The 17,664-nt window shown below is 70.6% G+C and carries 21 protein-coding genes; 19 read left to right on the top strand and 2 right to left on the bottom strand.

Annotated features, from left to right (window positions below):
- Positions 1–84: 84 nt before the first annotated feature.
- Positions 85–840, bottom strand: a complete 756-nt coding sequence (locus IE242_RS34960; protein ID WP_189866696.1) for a DNA-methyltransferase — start codon at positions 838–840, stop codon at positions 85–87.
- A 503-nt stretch (positions 841–1,343) separates the two neighbouring features.
- Between IE242_RS34960 and IE242_RS34955 the strand changes: the two genes are divergently transcribed.
- The 14 genes from IE242_RS34955 (at position 1,344) to IE242_RS39000 (ending at position 13,772) form a co-directional block, all read left to right on the top strand.
- The gene (locus IE242_RS34955) at positions 1,344–2,471 is read left to right on the top strand and encodes a C40 family peptidase (RefSeq protein WP_189866694.1); all 1,128 of its coding nucleotides are present in this window, start codon (positions 1,344–1,346) and stop codon (positions 2,469–2,471) included.
- 104 nt (positions 2,472–2,575) lie between these two features.
- Positions 2,576–2,887: a DUF6112 family protein gene (locus IE242_RS34950; protein ID WP_189866692.1), complete on the top strand. Its 312-nt coding sequence runs from the start codon at positions 2,576–2,578 to the stop codon at positions 2,885–2,887.
- Positions 2,887–3,552, top strand: coding sequence for a hypothetical protein (locus IE242_RS34945; RefSeq protein WP_189866690.1), 666 nt, complete (start codon positions 2,887–2,889; stop codon positions 3,550–3,552). Before IE242_RS34950 ends, IE242_RS34945 begins: the two co-directional genes overlap by 1 nt.
- A gap of 15 nt (positions 3,553–3,567) precedes the next feature.
- A complete protein-coding gene (locus IE242_RS34940; protein ID WP_189866687.1) occupies positions 3,568–4,953 on the top strand; it encodes an SCO6881 family protein in 1,386 nt (461 codons plus the stop codon).
- Positions 4,954–5,029: 76 nt separating this feature from the next.
- A complete protein-coding gene (locus IE242_RS34935) occupies positions 5,030–6,502 on the top strand; it encodes an SCO6880 family protein (protein WP_189866686.1) in 1,473 nt (490 codons plus the stop codon).
- Positions 6,499–7,128 (top strand): hypothetical protein, encoded by a 630-nt coding sequence (locus IE242_RS34930; protein WP_189866684.1) that lies wholly within the window; start codon positions 6,499–6,501, stop codon positions 7,126–7,128. Before IE242_RS34935 ends, IE242_RS34930 begins: the two co-directional genes overlap by 4 nt.
- Positions 7,125–7,553 (top strand): DUF6238 family protein, encoded by a 429-nt coding sequence (locus tag IE242_RS34925; RefSeq protein WP_189866682.1) that lies wholly within the window; start codon positions 7,125–7,127, stop codon positions 7,551–7,553. Before IE242_RS34930 ends, IE242_RS34925 begins: the two co-directional genes overlap by 4 nt.
- A 28-nt stretch (positions 7,554–7,581) precedes the next feature.
- Positions 7,582–9,096: a VirB4 family type IV secretion system protein gene (locus IE242_RS34920; RefSeq protein WP_189866680.1), complete on the top strand. Its 1,515-nt coding sequence runs from the start codon at positions 7,582–7,584 to the stop codon at positions 9,094–9,096.
- Between the two features lie 288 nt (positions 9,097–9,384).
- The gene (locus tag IE242_RS34915; RefSeq protein ID WP_189866679.1) at positions 9,385–9,843 is read left to right on the top strand and encodes a hypothetical protein; all 459 of its coding nucleotides are present in this window, start codon (positions 9,385–9,387) and stop codon (positions 9,841–9,843) included.
- The gene (locus tag IE242_RS34910) at positions 9,840–10,247 is read left to right on the top strand and encodes a hypothetical protein (RefSeq protein WP_189866677.1); all 408 of its coding nucleotides are present in this window, start codon (positions 9,840–9,842) and stop codon (positions 10,245–10,247) included. The genes IE242_RS34915 and IE242_RS34910 overlap by 4 nt, the downstream gene beginning before the upstream one ends.
- A gap of 13 nt (positions 10,248–10,260) precedes the next feature.
- The gene (locus IE242_RS34905; protein WP_189866675.1) at positions 10,261–10,515 is read left to right on the top strand and encodes a hypothetical protein; all 255 of its coding nucleotides are present in this window, start codon (positions 10,261–10,263) and stop codon (positions 10,513–10,515) included.
- A 65-nt stretch (positions 10,516–10,580) separates the two neighbouring features.
- Positions 10,581–11,030 (top strand): hypothetical protein, encoded by a 450-nt coding sequence (locus tag IE242_RS34900; RefSeq protein ID WP_189866728.1) that lies wholly within the window; start codon positions 10,581–10,583, stop codon positions 11,028–11,030.
- 101 nt (positions 11,031–11,131) lie between these two features.
- Positions 11,132–11,569 carry a hypothetical protein gene (locus IE242_RS34895; protein ID WP_189866673.1) on the top strand — a complete coding sequence of 146 codons (438 nt, stop codon included), beginning with the start codon at positions 11,132–11,134 and terminating at the stop codon, positions 11,567–11,569.
- Positions 11,570–12,374: 805 nt separating this feature from the next.
- Entirely contained in the window at positions 12,375–13,772 is a 1,398-nt protein-coding gene (locus IE242_RS39000; RefSeq protein ID WP_308436810.1) for a hypothetical protein, read from the top strand.
- Positions 13,773–13,810: 38 nt separating this feature from the next.
- On the opposite strand, the gene IE242_RS34880 is transcribed toward IE242_RS39000, so the two are convergent.
- The gene (locus tag IE242_RS34880) at positions 13,811–14,215 is read right to left on the bottom strand and encodes a nucleoside 2-deoxyribosyltransferase domain-containing protein (RefSeq protein ID WP_189866669.1); all 405 of its coding nucleotides are present in this window, start codon (positions 14,213–14,215) and stop codon (positions 13,811–13,813) included.
- 356 nt (positions 14,216–14,571) lie between these two features.
- Here IE242_RS34880 and IE242_RS34875 point away from each other — a divergent pair, with 356 nt between their 5' ends.
- From IE242_RS34875 to IE242_RS38325, 5 genes are all read left to right on the top strand, one after another.
- Positions 14,572–14,958, top strand: a complete 387-nt coding sequence (locus IE242_RS34875) for a hypothetical protein (protein WP_189866667.1) — start codon at positions 14,572–14,574, stop codon at positions 14,956–14,958.
- On the top strand, positions 14,955–15,758 hold the full coding sequence (locus IE242_RS34870; RefSeq protein ID WP_189866666.1) for an SPDY domain-containing protein: 804 nt from the start codon (positions 14,955–14,957) through the stop codon (positions 15,756–15,758). The genes IE242_RS34875 and IE242_RS34870 overlap by 4 nt, the downstream gene beginning before the upstream one ends.
- A gap of 33 nt (positions 15,759–15,791) precedes the next feature.
- Positions 15,792–16,136 carry a hypothetical protein gene (locus IE242_RS34865; RefSeq protein WP_229859871.1) on the top strand — a complete coding sequence of 115 codons (345 nt, stop codon included), beginning with the start codon at positions 15,792–15,794 and terminating at the stop codon, positions 16,134–16,136.
- The gene (locus IE242_RS34860; protein ID WP_189866662.1) at positions 16,127–16,951 is read left to right on the top strand and encodes an SPDY domain-containing protein; all 825 of its coding nucleotides are present in this window, start codon (positions 16,127–16,129) and stop codon (positions 16,949–16,951) included. The genes IE242_RS34865 and IE242_RS34860 overlap by 10 nt, the downstream gene beginning before the upstream one ends.
- Before the next feature lie 286 nt (positions 16,952–17,237).
- Positions 17,238–17,549, top strand: a complete 312-nt coding sequence (locus tag IE242_RS38325) for a hypothetical protein (RefSeq protein ID WP_229859862.1) — start codon at positions 17,238–17,240, stop codon at positions 17,547–17,549.
- The last annotated feature ends 115 nt before the right edge of the window (positions 17,550–17,664 follow it).

The following is a 17,664-nucleotide window of genomic DNA, read 5'->3' as shown; positions in this document are numbered from 1 at the left end:
ATTCAGACATGGAAGGGCTGGCCTCCTACAAGCCGGTGGAAAGGTGAGGCGGAAGCATCACTGAGCAGCAGCGGCAGCTTGAGCTCAGGCCGTCAGAGTCATGTCCTCTTGGGTCAGGGTTTCGCGGATGGTCTCCGTCAGCCGGTCCGCAGCGATGGAGGCGTAGTGCTTCGTCTTCTCCACGCCGATGAAGTCCCGGCCCTCCAGCAGGGCCGCGACGCCGGTGGAGCCCGAGCCGGCACAGAAGTCGAGGACGGTTCCGCCCTCGGGGCAGATCTTGACCAGCTCACGCATCACGGAGACAGGCTTCTGCGTGATGTGCTGCCGCTCCTTACCCGACGGCTGAGACGCGCTGTAGAGCCCGGGTAGGTAAACGGGATTGCGGGAGCCGTCGATCGCTCCCTTCGAGGCCCACACGATGAACTCGCAGTTCTGGGTGAAGCGGCCCTTCTGCGGTCGAGCCTGCGGCTTGTGCCAGGCCAGCACACCGCGCCACAGCCAGCCAGCCGCCTGGATGGCATCCGTGGTGACGGGGAGCTGACGCCAGTCGGTGAACAGCAGGGCGGTTCCCCCGCTCTTCGTCAGCCGGTGGGCTTCGGTCATGATCTGCGTCAGCCAGAAGCCGTAGCTGCGCTGGTCCATGTTCTCGCCGGTGAAGTCCGCCAGGCCGTGGTCGGCGTCAGCGGAGGTGTACTTCTGCTTCGCGCTGCGGGAGGTGCGCTCCTTGGCGGTTCGACCGCCGGAGTTGTACGGCGGGTCGGTGATGACGGAATCAACGCAGTCGTCCGGCAGGTCGGCGAGGACGCTGAGAGCGTCACCTTGGTGAAGGGAAAAAGGCAAAGAGGGACCCCGAATCGAGAGAGGTGCAGAACAAGTAGCCCGTCGTTCATTGGGCCAAGGGCCGGAATTTGGCATGCAGACGCCCCGGCGCAGACCGGATAGGGCGGGGGAGTTCCAAAACTGTAGAGGCGAATCAGCGGCCGACCAAGAAGTGCGGGACTGAGGTGCCGGTTTCCGACCCCTCACGCCAACTTTTTGGTCGGCCGCCGATTTGCACCTACTGTTTTGGAACTGCCCGGCGCACACCGCCACTGGCCTGTGTTTACCCCTGTCTCGCGGAGGCTTTCCCTGCCCCGGCATACCTAGCTCACTCATGCCCCCGTCAGGCGAGCGGCAACTCGCCTGTGCCGGCCAGACGACTGATCGCCCACCCCCGGCCGCCGTGTCCCTTTCCACCACGCCCATGCGCACGTGACAGGCCGGAACTGCACTGAAGGAGCGTCCATGACGTCTCGTTGCCCGCCCCTGATCGAACACGACGCCGCGCGAGCGGGCGAGGCTGGTTGAAGGCGCTCGCCGCCGGCATCGGCGTCGTCTTCCTCACCCCGCTTCTCCTCGGTGGCACGGCCATGATGCTGGCTTCATCGAGCGAAGCCGCCGAGGGCACCATCTCGTCCCTGCAGTGCCTGCCCGACCTGGACACCGACAAGGTCGTCGAGCAGGTCACGAAGATCCTCGACGGCGCGGACGCCTCCCATGTCCGCGTCGAGGGCCTGGAACTGCCCGCCGAGCAGATCCCGAATGCCCAGACGATCGTGGCCACCGGGATCGGCCTCCACATTCCCAAGCGCGGACAGGTCATCGCGCTCGCCACGGCCATGCAGGAGTCCCGGCTGCGCAACCTCTCCGGAGGCGACCGTGACAGCCTCGGCCTGTTCCAGCAGCGCCCGTCACAGGGCTGGGGCACTCCCGACCAAATCCGCGATCCCGTCCATGCGAGTGAAGGGTTCTACAAAGCGCTGCTGCAGGTGAAGGGCTGGCAGCAAATGACCGTGACGCAGGCGGCCCAGGCCGTGCAGAAGTCCGCCTACCCGGACGCCTACGCACAGTGGGAACCGCTCGCGACCGCGCTGCAGAAAGCCATCGCCGCCACCTTCGCCGGCGCCGACTCCGACAGCTCCGACAGCTCCGACACGGACACTGACGACACCGCCATTTCCGACTGCGGCACCGCGCAGGACGGATCCCAGTACGGGCCAATCCCCGAAGGCGCCGTCCCGGAGGGCTACTCGATCCCAAAGGGCACCGACCCGCGCGCCCGTACGGCGATCGTCTGGGCGATGCACCAGCTCGGCACGATGTACCAGTGGGGCGGCTCCTGCACCGCTCCGCACGGCCCGGACCCGATGGGCCGCTGCGACTGCAGCTCGCTGATGCAGCAGGCGTATGCCAAGGCCGACATCCAGCTCACCCGCACCACGTACACGCAGGTCCACGAGGGCAAGGCCGTCTTCGGCAAGGCACTCAAGCCCGGTGACCTGATCTTCAGCCGCGGCACCGCGACCCGCCCGGAGCACGTCGGCATGTACCTGGGCGAGGGCCTGGTCATCGAGGCCCCGCGCACCGGCAAGCCCGTCCGGATCACGCCGCTCAAGGACTGGGACGTCCTGGCCGCCCGCCGCGTCGTCTGACGCCAGCCTCCCTTCTTGCGCCGCTCGCGCGCCTCTCCCCTCCCCCTCGCCTTCCCGCCCACCGGACCCCATCGGCCTGCGCACGCAAGGAGCCCGCCACACCTGTGTCACCACTCGCCGACCGCTTCCTCCAGCTCGCCTACGACCCTGGCATCTCCCCCAAGGACGGCGGCCTTCCGGGCCTTGCCGTTCTGAAGAACGTCGTCAACAGCATCAACCTCTTCGGCATCGTCGCCGTCGTCGGAGCCCTCGCCGTCAGCCTCGCGGTCTGGGCCTGGGGTCACCACACCGGTGGCCACCAGGCAGAGGCCAACGGAAAGAAGGGCGCCACCGTCGCCGCCGGTGCCGCGCTCGGCCTCGGCGCCGCCAACGGCATCGTCGCCTTCTTCTCGGCCCTGGGGTCACAGGTTCACTAATGAAAAAGCGATTCCCCGGCTACGGCATCAACTGGTCGCCGAACCGCCGGTTCACTCTCATCGCCATCGTGCTGGCCTGCCTGCTCGTCCTGGCCGCCGCGACCGCCTACATCACCGGACGCGGCGAACAACACACCACCCCCTCCGCCTCCCCCACGCCGGGCGCCAACCCCTCCCCCACCGCACAGAAGCCAGAAGCGGAGACCGGCTCGGTTCCACAGCCGCCTCGGGTCTCCGACCCGGTGCAGTTCGCCAAGGCCGCCGCCGCGATGCTCTGGTCCTACGACACCCGCACCACCAGCCACGCCCAGCAGCTCGCCGGCATGGAGGCATGGATGACTAAGGAGGGCCAGTACAGCGACTGGGCCTCGGTCTCCGCGCAGATGCCCGATCCGCTCTTGTGGTCGCGGATGACCGACCAGCGGCAGCATGCCACCGCAACCGTCGCCGAGGCGCACTACCCGGCCGCGTTCAAGCAGGCACTCGCCGACGATCCGGCCGCGATCACCGAGGCGTACATATACGCCGTGACCGTCACCGGCAAGCAGACCATCACCTGGTCCAAGGGCGGCGGTGCAGAAGACCGCTCGGTCACCCTCGCTGTCCAGTGCAGGCCCTCGGCCGACTGCTCGCTCGTCGCCATCGCCCCGAGCGTCGCGCCCTGACCGGAAGGAGTCCTCATGGGGTTTTGTGATCTCCCCCTCGCGGACAAGGTCTGTGCGGTCGGTGAGGCCGTCGACTTCGCCTCCAACCCGGGCAAGGCCATCGGCGACTGGATGGCGAAGAGTGCCGGCGAACTCGCTGCCGCAGCCGCCGACCTGGCGTCCAAGGCCGTCGATACCACCACCCGTGTCGACCTCAACGCGGGCTGGTTCCGCGACAACTACGAGACGATCCTTCCCATCGGCCTGGTCGTCCTTGTTGCCACCTTCTGCGCCCAGCTCGTCCGCGCAGCTGTCCGCCGCGACGGGCAAGCCCTCACCCAGGCGTTCACCGGCACCGCATCCGGCGTGATCTTCGCCTTCGCCGCGATCGCCCTGACCACCGTCGCGATCGAAGTGGTCGACGCCCTGTCCGCCGGCCTGTTCAAGGCCGCGAACATGGACATCGCCTCCGCGGTCCGACGCATCGTCAAGGTAGGACAGATCCCCGCGCTGTCCGAGCTCGGCTGGCTCGTCACCGTCTTCGTCGCGCTCGGAGCCGCCATCGGCGCCGTCCTGTATTGGTGCGTGATGATGGTGCGCAAGGTCGGCATCCTCGTCATGGTGACCCTGGCGGTCTTTGCCGGAGCGGGCGGTGGCTGGGAAGTCGCACGTCGCTGGCGCAAGGGCTGGATCGAGGCCACCGCCACCCTCGTCGTCTCCAAGCTGCTCATGACGATCATCTTCGTCCTCGGCATCGCCGCGATGGGCAAGACCGAGGCCAGCGACGGCCTGGCCGCGCTCGCCGACGTTCTCGCGGGCATCGTGATCATGATTCTAGTGCTGCTCTGCCCCTACGCGACCTTCAAGTTTGTGCACTGGGCGGCCGAAGGATCCGACGCAGAGACGTTGCACCGTGCCGGCGGCACCGGCGTCCAGCTCGCCAAGCAGCACGCCGAACGCGCCGGCAGGAAGGCCGCCGCGATGGCAGCCACCGCCGCCACCGGCGGAGCCGCAGCCGGAGCCGGGGCGGCTCCGCAGGGACCGGACTCAATCCCCGGTGGGGTCGGGTTCCCCGGCGACGTCGCCTCCAGCCCGACCGGCGGCAGTGAGGAGAGTTCGCAGGACACAGGCTCAGGTATCTCGTCCGGTGGCGGCTCCGCCAAGTCCGGCTTGGAGAAGGTCGTCCAGCCGCCGCCGACCAGCGTCACCGACGACACCATCGGGCAGGTCGGTGGCAGCCCGGCAGCCAGCAGCGCCGGTTCGGGCACCGCGGCCGGCCACCCCGGCGGATGGCAGACCACCCCGCCGACCACGGCCCCGCCGCCGCAGGGTGCCCCGCCGCCCCCGGGCTCGCAGACCGCAGGTTCACCGAACCTCGGCACGAGCGGGACGGCTTCTTCGCCACCGCCCAGCGGCAACTGATCAACTGCCCGCCCTCTGGGGGCGGGTGGCCGCGCCGCCCGCCCCCAGGTTCCCCCGCGCCTCCAGGACCTGCCCCTTGTCTGATCTCTCCGTCGCTCCGGTCACGGTGAAGTTCCCGCACCGGAGCCGCCGTGGCATCCTCCTCGGCCTCACCCTGCCCCAACTCGTCCTCGTCTCCTGCGCGCTCGCGCTGCTGCTGGTGACCGTCGTCACCACCGGACTGCTCGGCGCCATCGCCGTGGCCCCGCTGTGGGCGGCAGTCGCTGCCCTGGTCGCCATGCGCCGCCACGGCCGTTCCCTGATCGACTGGGCGCCGATCGTCGCCCGCTACGCCCAGCGCCGCCGCACCGGCCAGACGCTGTGGCTCGCCCGGCCCGTCACCCGGCCCCGGCAGGACGGCCTCCTCCACCTGCCCGGCACCGCCGCCTCCCTGCGCGTCGTCACCCCCGGCGACTCGGCGAGCGGCGCCTCGGCCGTCTACGACCCGCACCGGCAGACCCTGACCGCCGTCGCCCGCGTCAGCAGCCGCGCCTTCGCCCTGCTCGACCCCGCCACCCAGAACCACAACGTCAATGGATGGGGGCGTGCCCTGGCCGGCATCGCCCGCACCGGACACGTCGCCACCGTGCAGGTCCTGGAGCGCACCGTCCCCGACTCCGGCGACACCCTGACCCGGCACTGGGCCCAGCACGGACAGGCCGAGGCCCCGGTCGCGGGGCAGATCTACGCCGAACTCGTCACCTCCGCCGGTCCCGCCGCCGCCCCGCATGAGACCTACCTCGCGATTTCCCTCGACCTCAAGGCCGCCAAGCGCGTCATCAGCCAGGCCGGCGGTGGGCTGCCCGGTGCGTTCACCGTCATGCAGCAGACCACCGCCAGCGTCGCCCAGGCCGCCCGGAGCGCCGGACTCACGGTCACCGGGTGGCTGACCGCCCCGGAGATCGCCGCCGTCATCCGCACCGCCTACGACCCCAAGTCCCTCTCCGCGCTGCAGCAGTGGTCCGAGTCCGGCCGCGCCGAAGCCGATCCCGCAGCCGCCGGCCCCGTCGTCCAGGTCGAGGAGTACGACCGGATCGCCACCGACACCGCCCGCCACGCCACGTACTGGGTGGAGAACTGGCCCCGCACCGAGATGAGCGCCGGGTTCCTGCACGGGCTGATGTTCACCGCCGGTGTTCGCCGGAGCCTGTCCCTTATATACGTGCCGCAAAGCCTGGAGTCCGCGCTGCGGGACGTCCAGCGCAAGAAGGCCGCGATCGTCGCCGACGCCAACGAACGCGCCCGCCGCGGACAGGTCGACAGCGAGGAAGACTCCGTCGAGTACGCCGACGTCAAACAGCGCGAGCGCCAGCTCATCGCCGGGCACGCCGATGTCGCCCTGACCGGCTTGGTCACCGTCACCGCCGACACCGACGCCCTCCTGGACGCCGCCTGCGCCCAGATCGAAACCGCCGCCGTCACCGCCAGCGTCGACCTGCGCCGCCTCAACTACCAGCAGCCCGACGCCTTCACCCTCGCTTCCCTCCCTCTGGCCCGCACCGCCCTGTGAGCCTGTCCACCCCGGGACGCACTCTGACATCGACCACCGAACACGAACGACCGCCTGGCGAACTGCGCGGCCTGCTCGCCTCCTGCCAAGAACTGGCGAGCCGCCACCGCTCACGTCTCCATCAGTACCGGGACAGCGACGGCTACGTGATCGAGGAGAAGTACCCCGAGCGCGACGATGCCCGCATCACGACGGCCATCGAGGCCAGCGACCACCTCGACACCGTCGTACAACGCCTCGCCGACCTCGCGGGCCCACCCGCTCCTCGTGCCTTCACCCTGAGGCCCGCCGGAAGTGAGCGGCACGACGGTCAGGCACCGGCCAGCTTCGTCGTCAACGCCGTCAACCTCGACGACGCCGCCCGAGTGCTGGCCACGCTCCCCGGCGTCCTCGACTATTACCAGGCCGACGCCGCCAGTTCCGAGCACAGCGCGGACATCGTCTACGTGCCGGAACAGAGCCACCCCGGCCTCCCGGACCCGGCAGGTACGTCGACCTACGGCCGGAGCAGGGTGCTTCGGCGACTCCCGCAGAGGCCCGCGTGCCCAGCACCCGGCCCCGGCCGCCGCCCCATCCCTACCTCCGAGCCGGCGCCGCTGAACCGCTGCTCCCAAGGACTTCGTTGAACACTTCCTCCACGACTGGATCCGACGCACATCCCTACCTGCGCGCCGCCACCGCTGGCCTGCGCCATCACGCCCGCACGACCACCGCACCCGCGGACCGCGTGCACCTCGACGCACTGCACGCCCACCTCACAGCCGCCCACAAGCTCCTTGACCGGCTCGCCGACGCCACCCGGCCCCCACATCCGGCCGCCGGACGCCACCTCGCCACCTCGCATCTGCGGCTGTGGCAGGCCACCGCCGCGGTCCACGACGCCTTCCACACCGTCCCACCGGCTGACGGCCCCCGCGAGCCCTGCCGACCCGAGCGCCTGCCCGAAGGGCCGCCGGTGCTGACCATCTGCCAGCGGCATCTGGCCACCGGACACACCATCCGTCGCAAAACCACCCCCACCGCCCTGCACACCAGCACATGCGCCATCTGACCGCGCGCTGCCGAAACGAGCCCCACCCATGAGCCACCGGCCCGCCCGCCGCGCCCGCCGCGCATCGGCCTCTCCCCTGTTCACCCCCCACGGCACCGACCGCGCCGGCCGCAAGACGGCCCGACGGCAACTCGCCGAGGCAGTGGCCAAGGCCCGTGCCCAAGCCAGTGCCCACGAGCCCGGCGCCACGCCCGCCGAGCAGGAGACGCCCGCCCCGCTCTTCCCTCCGAGCGGGCGTCCGGGACCGGCCTCCGCGCGCGGAAACCGGCTGAAGCTGCCCGCCCATCGCATGACCACCGCCATCGCCGCCGGCGCATACCCGTTCCTCGCCGAAGGCGGTCTCGGCGCCGAGGGCATCTACATCGGCCGGGACGTCCACGCCGAAGCGTCCTTCGTCTTCGACCCGTTCGCGTTGTACGGCCGCATCGAGGGCTTCACCAACCCCAACGTCCTGCTGGCCGGGGTCATCGGCCAGGGCAAGAGCGCGCTGGCCAAGAGCTTCGCCCTGCGCAGCGTGGCCTTCGGCTATCGCGTCTACGTTCCGTGCGACCCCAAGGGCGAGTGGACACCGGTCGCCCAAGCACTGGGCGGCACGTCCGTCGCCCTGGGCCCCGGGCTGCCTGGGCGCCTCAACCCGCTGGACGCAGCGCCCCGGCCGGAGAGCATCCCGGAGGCGGACTGGGTCGGCGAGATCCGCAAGCGTCGCCTGCTGCTGCTCGGCTCGCTCGCCCGTACCGTCCTGGGGCGGGACCTGCTGCCGATGGAGCACACCGCCCTTGACGTCGCCCTCGACGCCGCGGTCACCAGCACCGCCGCCAGCGGCCGCACCCCACTCCTCGGCGACGTCGCCACCGTCCTGAACGACCCCACCGCGCTCGACGAAGCCGCCGGAATGATGTCCGGCCGCCTCGGCGACGCGGCCCGCGACCTTGCGCACGCCATGCGCCGCCTGGTCCACGGCGACCTCGCCGGCATGTTCGACGCCCCCTCCACCGTGCGCTTCGATCCCAGCGTCCCCATGCTCACGATCGACCTGTCACGCCTGGGCGGCTCCGGCGACGACACCGCCCTCGTCCTCGCCATGGCCTGCGCTGCCGCCTGGATGGAATCCGCCCTCACCGACCCCCACGGCGGCCGACGGTGGATCGTCTACGACGAGGCATGGCGCCTGATGCGCCACGTAGGCCTGCTCCAACGCATGCAGGCCCAGTGGAAGCTCTCCCGCGGTCTGGGCATCGCCAACCTCATGGTCATCCACCGGCTGTCCGACCTGCTCACCGCCGGCGACGCCGGCTCCCAGGGCCGCGCCCTCGCCGAGGGCCTCCTGGCCGACTGCTCCACCCGCATCATCTACCGGCAGGAAACCGACCAGCTCCACGCTGCGGCCTCCCTGCTCGGCCTGACCTCTGTGGAGGTGGAGGCCATCGCGCACCTCAACCGCGGACGCGGACTGTGGAAGGTAGCCGGACGATCTTTCATCGTCCAACACCTGCTCCACTCGTATGAACTGGCGCTCTTCGATACAGATGCCCGCATGCATTGAAGAAGCGCCGAATTCACGAAAACTGAAGCGCCTTTGCTGCCGCTCCGGCTCCGTGAGGTGCAGTGATGAGTGCAGGTGAGGTCCTGGGTTCCTGTCAGCTGCTGCCCGGCGTCGCCTTCGGGGTCGGCTTGTGAGAGGACCAGGGTGTAGCGCATAGCCGCGCCGATTCCGATGGCCCCGCGCTCCGCCCTGCCCATCACGGCGCCGGCCCCAGCTGTGCCATCTCACCGGCAGGCCCCACACCCCACCGCTGACCTGCGGCGCCCCCACCATCAGGAGAACCGCTCTTTGGACCCTGGCACTCAATTCGCTTTCGGCACCCATCCCCAGCACGGCTTCGTCGCGGCCTTCACGTCCTCCATGCCGGTGCACCTGGCCCACTGGTTCCTCACCCGGGAGCAGTTCGAGCCCGTCCCCGGCACGCCGGGCCTGTTCCGGCTCACCGAGCCCGAGCGCGACGGGCCGCGCCGTACCCGCCAGGCCGTCCAAGACCTGCGCCGCCTCGGTTTCGCCGTCCAGGCAGATGTAGCCCTGGACCTGACGCCTTCAGCGCGTCCGCCGCGCCCTGCCTCCTCCGACAGGCTGCTGCAACGGCACAGTCGGATCGCGCAGGCCGCCGCCGCCCGGTCTACCCAACGCGGTGGGGCGCCCACCACCGCAGCACCGCCCGCACAGCCGGTACCCCCCAAGCCCACCTACGCGCCGACCGTACACCTCACCGCCTCCGCGACCGGGCGGTCCCGGTGAAGCCCACAACCGAGCCGATCACCATCACCCGGGGACAGGGCGGCCAGGTCGAAGTGGAAGGTGTGCTCGATTCCTTCGCCGCAGAGGTCCTGCGCCGTGCCGGGTTCCTGTTCGAGCCCACGCTGCGCGGGCACTGGATTCGGCTCCCGTTCGACCTGGGGCGCGACTGGGAGAACGAACACGCGACCTGGGCAGCAGGCATGCTCACCGCCGCCCGCTACCCGGTGCGTCTCGACCCCGACCTGCGCGCCGACGTCCCCGAGCAGGCCCCACCGCCCGGAGCCTCACGGCCGCCGGCCATGACCGCGCTCCTCCCTGGCGCCGCACAGGCCGCTGATCCACACTCCAGGAGAAGCGACTACCCACATCCCTACGGCCAACGAACTCGCCCGCCAAGCCGGTGACCCCCGCCTGCGCATGGCCGTCATCGACCACGAGAACGAGGCGGCGCTCGACGCCACCCGGGACCGCTACGGACGAACCATCCGCCGCCAGGCCGCCGCAGCCGCCATCGCCTGCTGGAACAACCCCTCCGCCGAGGCATACGCCACCTACCTCGCCGAACACGCCGGCCACCTGCTGGACGCGGCCCGCGCCCTGTCCTGGACACCACATCGCCGGCGGCCCCGCCGGGCACTGCCGCGGCAGTGCGCCGCCCCTAATGCCCCCTGATTCAAGGAGATTCATCTTTGGCTGTCCGTACACAGTGGAGCGTCCTCCACTCCTGTGGACACGAGATCACCCATGACCTGTCCGACCGCGCCGCAGACAAGCGTGCCGGGTTCACACGCTGGCTCGCTACCAAGGCCTGCACCGACTGCTGGAAGGCCACCCGTGACGCCGACTCCGAGTCCAAGGAGCAGTGGCTCGCCGCCAAGCGCGCCAAGGAGCAGCAGGCCGCAGCCGAGTGGGCCGCCCAGTTCGATATGCCGCCGCTGGAGGGCCCGGAGCGGGCCCTGGACTGGGGCGAGCGCTCCCGCCACCAACTGATGGTGGCTGCGCACACCGCACTCGTCGCCGAAGGCACCTGGGACGAGGCGGACTGGGCTCAGCTGGAGGAGAAGGTCCGCACCATCACCCGGGCCGGATGGTGGATCGACCAGCGGGATGCAGACGGCGCTGACCTGCTCGAACTCCTCGAAGCAGCCACCGAGGCGGATCGCGGGACGGAGAACCCCTTCCGCTGACATCGGCGGAACATAGCCGCCGATCGCCGGTTACCCAAACCGGCGATCCTGCGGACCATTGTTCCTCCCACCGCCACTCCGCCCCGCCTGGAAGGACCCGCATGCTCCCGCCGTCCTGGACCCCTGCGAATACCCCGGCGCTCAAGCCAATACCCGACCCGCTCACACTCGAGCGGGACATCACCCACCAGCACTTCGAGACCGGCGATCAGGTCGTCGTCCTCAAGGGCGTGGTCGGCGGCGACCTGTGGGGCGATGCCATGCAGGTGGTGACCCCCTCCTGGCACACCCCGACCGACGAGGACGGCTGGCGCCTGCGGGACCCGGACGGCGGTCGACAGACATACATCACCGCTCACCCCCGCTACCTGGTCCACCTCTCCCGCCGCTGCCCGGACTGCATCATCTACATGCGGGCGCTGAGCGACTACCTGCTGCCGAAGTTCCCCGCCACGGATGAGGTGACCGACTGCGGCTGGTACACCACTACCGCCTTGAACCAGCTCGTGCACATTTCCGACTCCCGGAGCGACCGGTGATCCCAGCGTCAACGAGCGCACCCGCATCCCGCACGACCCGCTCAGCGAGGCACTGGGATGCCCGGGGACACCGGAGGAAGGACTGACCGAGCACACGGTCATCGCCCACTGGCCGGGCTTGGACGGCTACACCCTGGACGACGAGCAGGCGACACGGACATCCCTGCAGTGAGCCGAGCACCTCGAAGATCCCCTTCGGCCCACCCGTTTTCACTGCCGGCCCCGGCGGGGACCGACGGACGATCTCCACCTCGACGCGCGGCTTCACCCCGACGACCGTGACCTATTCCCTGCAGAATGGGCCGAGGTCGCCCACCGCCTCCGCCTCCCCGCGCCGCCGGCTTCGAGATCCCCTGCGACGAGGACGGCTGCTCCTGGATCGCAGGCCAGAGGCAGCCGGGAGGACTCGCCCTGATCGTCAACCTCGTCCGGCTCGACGGCGCCTGGCAGCAGCCGCCCGCCGGCCTCCTACGGCGGATCTCCGACGAGGCCCACCGCATCGAGCAGGACCTGCGCCTCATCCCCGTATCCGCCGCGCCCAGGCAACCGACTGCTATCCCGGCCCGCGCCGACAGCGTCTACGCAGCTCGAGGCAGCCCTGGCGCAGCTCGCCGACGAGCACACCGGCCCACTCGCAGCGGCGCAGCGGACTCGTCGACCTCCGGTCGCCCCGGCATCGGCCGCCGCGCGGCACACCGCACGACGATCACTGTAGGAGAAACGTCCCTTTGCCCCTGGCCGACCGCTTCCTGACCATCCGCCGCGATCCCCACTCCCAGGAGGTCCTGGCCACGGCGGCGACACGGTGGCCCACAGCGTCCTCCAGCGCACCGGCTTCATCCCGGTAGTCCGCGTCCACAACGCGTACCACCGCGCCCCGACCGGCCTCGGCGAGGACGACGAAATCGCCCTCGCCACCGAGGCCGTGGCCCGATTGCGGGCCGTGGGATACCACGTCGACTGCGACGAGGACTTCGACACCAAGTACCGCCCGGTCCGCGACCTGCCGCTAGGCGCCTCGGTCACCCACCTCGCCGAGCGCATCCGCCAAGCCACCACCACCGAAGAGGTGGCCGCCGCCCTCACCGAGCTGACGGCCTCCCACGACGGCATCCTCGCAGCCATCAGGGAAGTGATCGTCGCGACAGCCGAGTTCCACGACAGTCTCGGCGCCACGACCGCCCCGTGCACCGCCCGCCGCCTGCGCTACCTCGCCGACGAGTACCTCCACATCGTCCAGACCGACCTCGCCCACACCCGCAACGCGATCGCCGACCGGCACGCCCCGCACCCCAGCCGCAGCACCTGCACCCAAGTAGTCCCGCCACTGAACGGGAACGGTCGGCCGTCTGCGCCTGCCCACCGCCTGCGCGCACGGTGCCGGCACCTCCCCCGGCCGTTGCCGGGCTGCGCCGCTGACCCCCTGATCCCGCCCAAGGAAACCATGCACGACCACGTTGACAAAGAGCGTCTCGTCTCCTTCGCCGACGTCCTCGCCGGCGAACTGCCCGACACCTGGGCCAGCGCCTACCACTCATTCGAGCACAAGGACGACCTCGCCGAACTCACCGACCGCATCTGGGACCTGGACCTCGTCGCCGAGTCCCTCGCCCAGCACCCGCTGCAGCACGCGGCCGTCCTGACCCGCAAGGACGGCGCCCAGCTCGCCATCCTCGACCGGCACGACGAGCGGGACGGATTCCTCATCGCGGCCGTCGCCCCCCGCAGCCTGTCCGCCGAGGCGTACCGCGGCATAGCCGAGCCAAACGGCATCGCCCTGAGCGACGATCCCTTCCTCGGCGCCGAGCTGGTCACCGGCGACCTGCTGGCGCGCTACGACGCAGCGCTTGCCCAGGCCCGCTACAACGCAGCCGCGACCGTCCATCCCTCCCATCCGGACCGGGTCGTCCTGACCTGGCAGTCCGACGGCAGCCTCGCTGCCGTCAACGTCGGTGACACCGCCTCGGCCGTGCTGACCCGTAACGGCTTCGTCCACGACGAACAGACCGGCATCTACCGCCTGATGGGCATCGACACCTTCGAGCAGGCCCGCGCCGTTCGAGAAGTGGGTCGGCAGCTCACCGCCCAGGGCATCGACGTCGCGCTCCAGCACCCCTCGGGCCGCATCGCGCCCACCGTCACCCCGTCGGCGGCACCACCGACCCCGGTCACAGTCCGGAGCACAGCCGCCAGGAGCCGGTGAGTCAGACCACGGAGCCGTGAGCCGCAGGAGGGGGCTGATCACTGCTGCTCGGCGGAATACGGATTGTCTTCCGCAGCGTCCACGGCCGTGTCGAGAACTGCCCGCACCTGGTGGATGGTGTCCTCCAGCCTGCTCTGCACCGTCAGGCCCGGCCGCGCAAGGCTGAGCTGGACCACGAGGTTGTTGCGTCGGACATACGCTGGGCCGACGCCGACAGCGAGCGGCGTCGGCTCGGCAGCCATCATGCCCAGCTCGTACGGGGCGATCAGCTGATGCGATTCCGACTCGGGAAACCAGAACAGCACCAGGGAAGCGCGGTGCACGTGCCGGTGCTCCCACCGCACCTGCTGCGCCTCCGCGTTCGGGTCCTCCACCAGGAAGCTGGAGCCACGCGGGGTGAGAACGGCCACCTCCGGGTCGGCGAAGCCAAGGGCCGCCAGCACACCGTCAGCCTGGCCCCCCCGGCCGGCCCGCCTGCGCATGCCTTCGTCCGGACCACAATCTCCTCATTCCTCAACGCCATGGAACGGCACGCCGGCGAGTCGATGCCCCGACACCTGGTGACCGTTCCAACCCCTCTCTGTCTTCTGGGAGTTCCCGTAACACCGCACACACCTCCGCCCATCTCCGGTCACCGCAAGCCCCGTCTTGCCGTCCTCCTCTTCCGCCGCTACCTGCGCGCCTGCGTGGTCACGGGCCCAGATCGCGTCGTCCCCTTGGCTGGCGGTCGCCCCGGGGCCGCCCTTGACGAGTCCCGGCGCCTCGCCCATCACCTCTGACCTTCCTCACCAGGAGGACCATGACCCTTCCCCCTCCGTACGCAGTCCGCCTCGCCGACGAGATCGCCCGTCAGCTTCAAGCGCTCAGCCATCACCTGGCTGAGCTTCCCACCGGCCAGGCAGCGCAAGTCCTTGGTCGCGTCCTGGACGCTGAGGACGGCCTCCTGGGCCGTGTTACCGCTCTGGTGATCACCGGTTCGCACTTCGCCAAGGACCAGGCCGAGCGCGGCGCCCTGCCCGCCGAGGTGTGGCTCGCGCTGGGCCGGGCTGCCAACCAGCTGGACGACATCGGTCTGGACCTCGACGAGCACGCGGACACCATCAGAGCGGTCGGCACAGGGCCGACCACCGGTCCGGCGGAGTCGCAACCGGCTGCCTCCGCGCTGGTGGTACGGCGCCGCCGGTGAAGGAGAAGCAGTGGACCGGCTGGGGGCCAGGCGAGCAGGCCGAGCAGCACTATCTGGTCGAGCCCCGAGCCCTTGCTGGCGGCGGCGATCTGCGTCACGTATCCGCGTTCCTGCGGGCGTCCGGGTGGAAGGACCAGTCCAAGTCCGGCGGCCCCCTGTCCCTGCAGAGCCCTGACCGCAAGATCCGCATCACCTACGATCCCTACACCCTGCCGGGCGGGTGGACCATCCACGGTCAGGCGAGCGGACACCAGGACGAGTGGTGGGTGACCCTGGGCCGGCAGACGCCGGTGGAGATCGTCGCCGGGCTGACCGACGCCCTCACCCGCCCCCGCTCCGCACACGCCCCCAACGTATGGACACCGCTCCACGAGCAGCGGTGGCGCACACAGCCCGACGCTGGGCACGTCACCGCGGTGAGTCCGGACGGATCGGCGTGGATGCAGTTCCAGCAGGACTCGAACGGCCGCGCGATGTGGTGGTCCGGCGCAGAGGACGAGCAGGGCCACGGCTGGACCGCAAGCTTCACCGCCACCACCCCGATGCACCTCGTGCAGAGCTTTTCCGCCGCGCTCGCCAGTCCGGAGCCCGCGATGCGTCCACGCGGACGCGTGCCGTACAGCGCGCGCATCCGGACCACCTCCGTGTCCGTCCTGCCCTCCCAGCTCAGCGCCTGGCAGCAGGCCCGCATCGCCGCAGCCCGCGCCGCTGCCTGGGCCCACAGCTCCGTTCGAAACAGTCGGCCTTACACCACCGCCCGTCCCCGTACCACCGTCGCCAGCGCCCGCTCCCGCCGCTGACCGACGCCACCGTCCTCAAGGAGACCCTTGACCGTGCTGACCGCGAACGACGTTCGCACCGCCACCGACATCTTGTCCCGGCTCACCGAGTACTTGCGCGACACGCCGGATCCCGGCCAGGTGCTCACCCTGATGGAGCCCCTGCTCGACGAGTACACGGGCCTACCCATCCAGCTCGGCGACACCCTGCGCGCCTTCGCCCGCGCCGTCCTCGACCACCCGGACACCCCCCACAGCGCCGCCCTGCACACCCTGATAGCGGAGCTGCGCACCGCCGCCTGGCAGCAGACCGATCAGTACGACCTGCACTACACCCTCGACGAGCTGAAGGCCCTCCTGGCCACGGCGCCCGAGCCGGAGGGCTGCTCGTGCCGGTGAGCGAACGGCAGCTCACCGCCTTCGCCGACACGCACGCCTGGCGGATCCCGTTCGACACCACCCCGCGCCACCTCGCCGGCCCCGGAGACGCCCGCCACGTCACCCATGGCCTGGCCGCTGCCGGATGGACCCGCACCTCCGATCCGCTGAGCCCCGAGATCGTCCTGCGCAGCCCCGACCACCGGTACACCCTCCAGTTCGACCCGCAGTCCGCCACCTCCGCCTGGTGGCGGCTGCGGGCCGAGCCCACCGGCACCGAGCCGGGCTGGCACGCCGAATTCGGCGCACTGGTGCCCGCCGAACTCATCGGTCAACTGACCGATAACCTGCTCGGCTCCGTGCCGACCGCGCAGCCGGATGTCCTCCAGGTGCTGCACGCGGCGAACTGGGAGACCGACGAGCAGGGCACAGCTCACTCCCCTGACGGCATGTGCCGCCTTGAGCTGCGGCACCTCGGCCGCCATGAGGCCCCGTCGCGGTGTATTGAGACCCGCGAGCGCGGACACGGCGGCCATGACGGGCCACTGATCTGGCGCGCCTATCTCGACGGCCGCACCCCGACCCACCTGGTGAACGCCTTCGTCACCGCGCTCGCCGACGGCGCCCCGCTCCAGCGCGGGATACACGACCCCACCGCCCACCACAGCGTCGTTCAGCAGCCCAGCCCGCTGACACCGCAGGAGGTCGTCGCGGCACACACCGCCCGGCTCCGCGCGATCCGCGCCCAGGCCCGCGCCGCCCGCCGGCGTCAACGGCTCACCACCACCGCCGCGGCGACGGCCGCGAGCAACCCCCGTCCGGCCGCACGTCGCTGACCCGAGAGGACCTCCGCCCATCTCCTTCGCCCCGCTTGCACACCGCGATTCCCTGCAGCACCTCGACGGCTACATTCGCAACAGCAAGAAGATCCTCGACGCCTGGGACGCCTACTCCGACGAGCACACCGACCTGGACGGCTGGCCGTACGACGACCACGCCTACGGACGGCGTCAGAGCCAGCGCGACACCGACACCGCCGCCGCGTTCGAAACCGTCCACGCCGGCGCCCATCACCTCCTCGCCACGGCCGACATCCAGCTGGCCGCCCTGCCGCCGTCCTCGGTGCAGACCCGCTGGGTGTACCAGCTCGGCGTCCTACGAGGCGCGATCGAGAAGCTGGACGCCCTGCACGAGGAGTGGCTGCGCACGCGCGACAGTCTCCCTGCCGACGCCAAACCCGGAACCCCCGCATTCGACGACGCCCTCGCCGCGCACTACGCCGAGTGCTGGAGCTACCTCGACGACTGGGCCATCCACGGCCATGCCCTGCAGGAGATCAACGCCGCTGCCCGGCACGCCCCTTCACCCCTGGCGCCGCACCCGACCACGCGGGCAACCCTCGCGGCAGGCCCGACCCACACGGTGCGGAGGTGACCATGCCCCAGAGCCCGGAAACCGTCGAGGTCGACTGCATCGCACCGCGGCACCTGGCCGGCGGGGGCGGTCCCGCCTGGTCACCGTGCCCCTGCACCGCGCCTGCGGCTGGAGC

It is taken from the genome of Streptomyces poonensis (genome assembly GCF_014650915.1).
In the GTDB taxonomy this organism is placed as follows: domain Bacteria; phylum Actinomycetota; class Actinomycetes; order Streptomycetales; family Streptomycetaceae; genus Streptomyces; species Streptomyces poonensis.
Note: the sequence above shows the minus strand (reverse complement) of the source record. Positions and strands in the feature narration are given on the sequence as shown.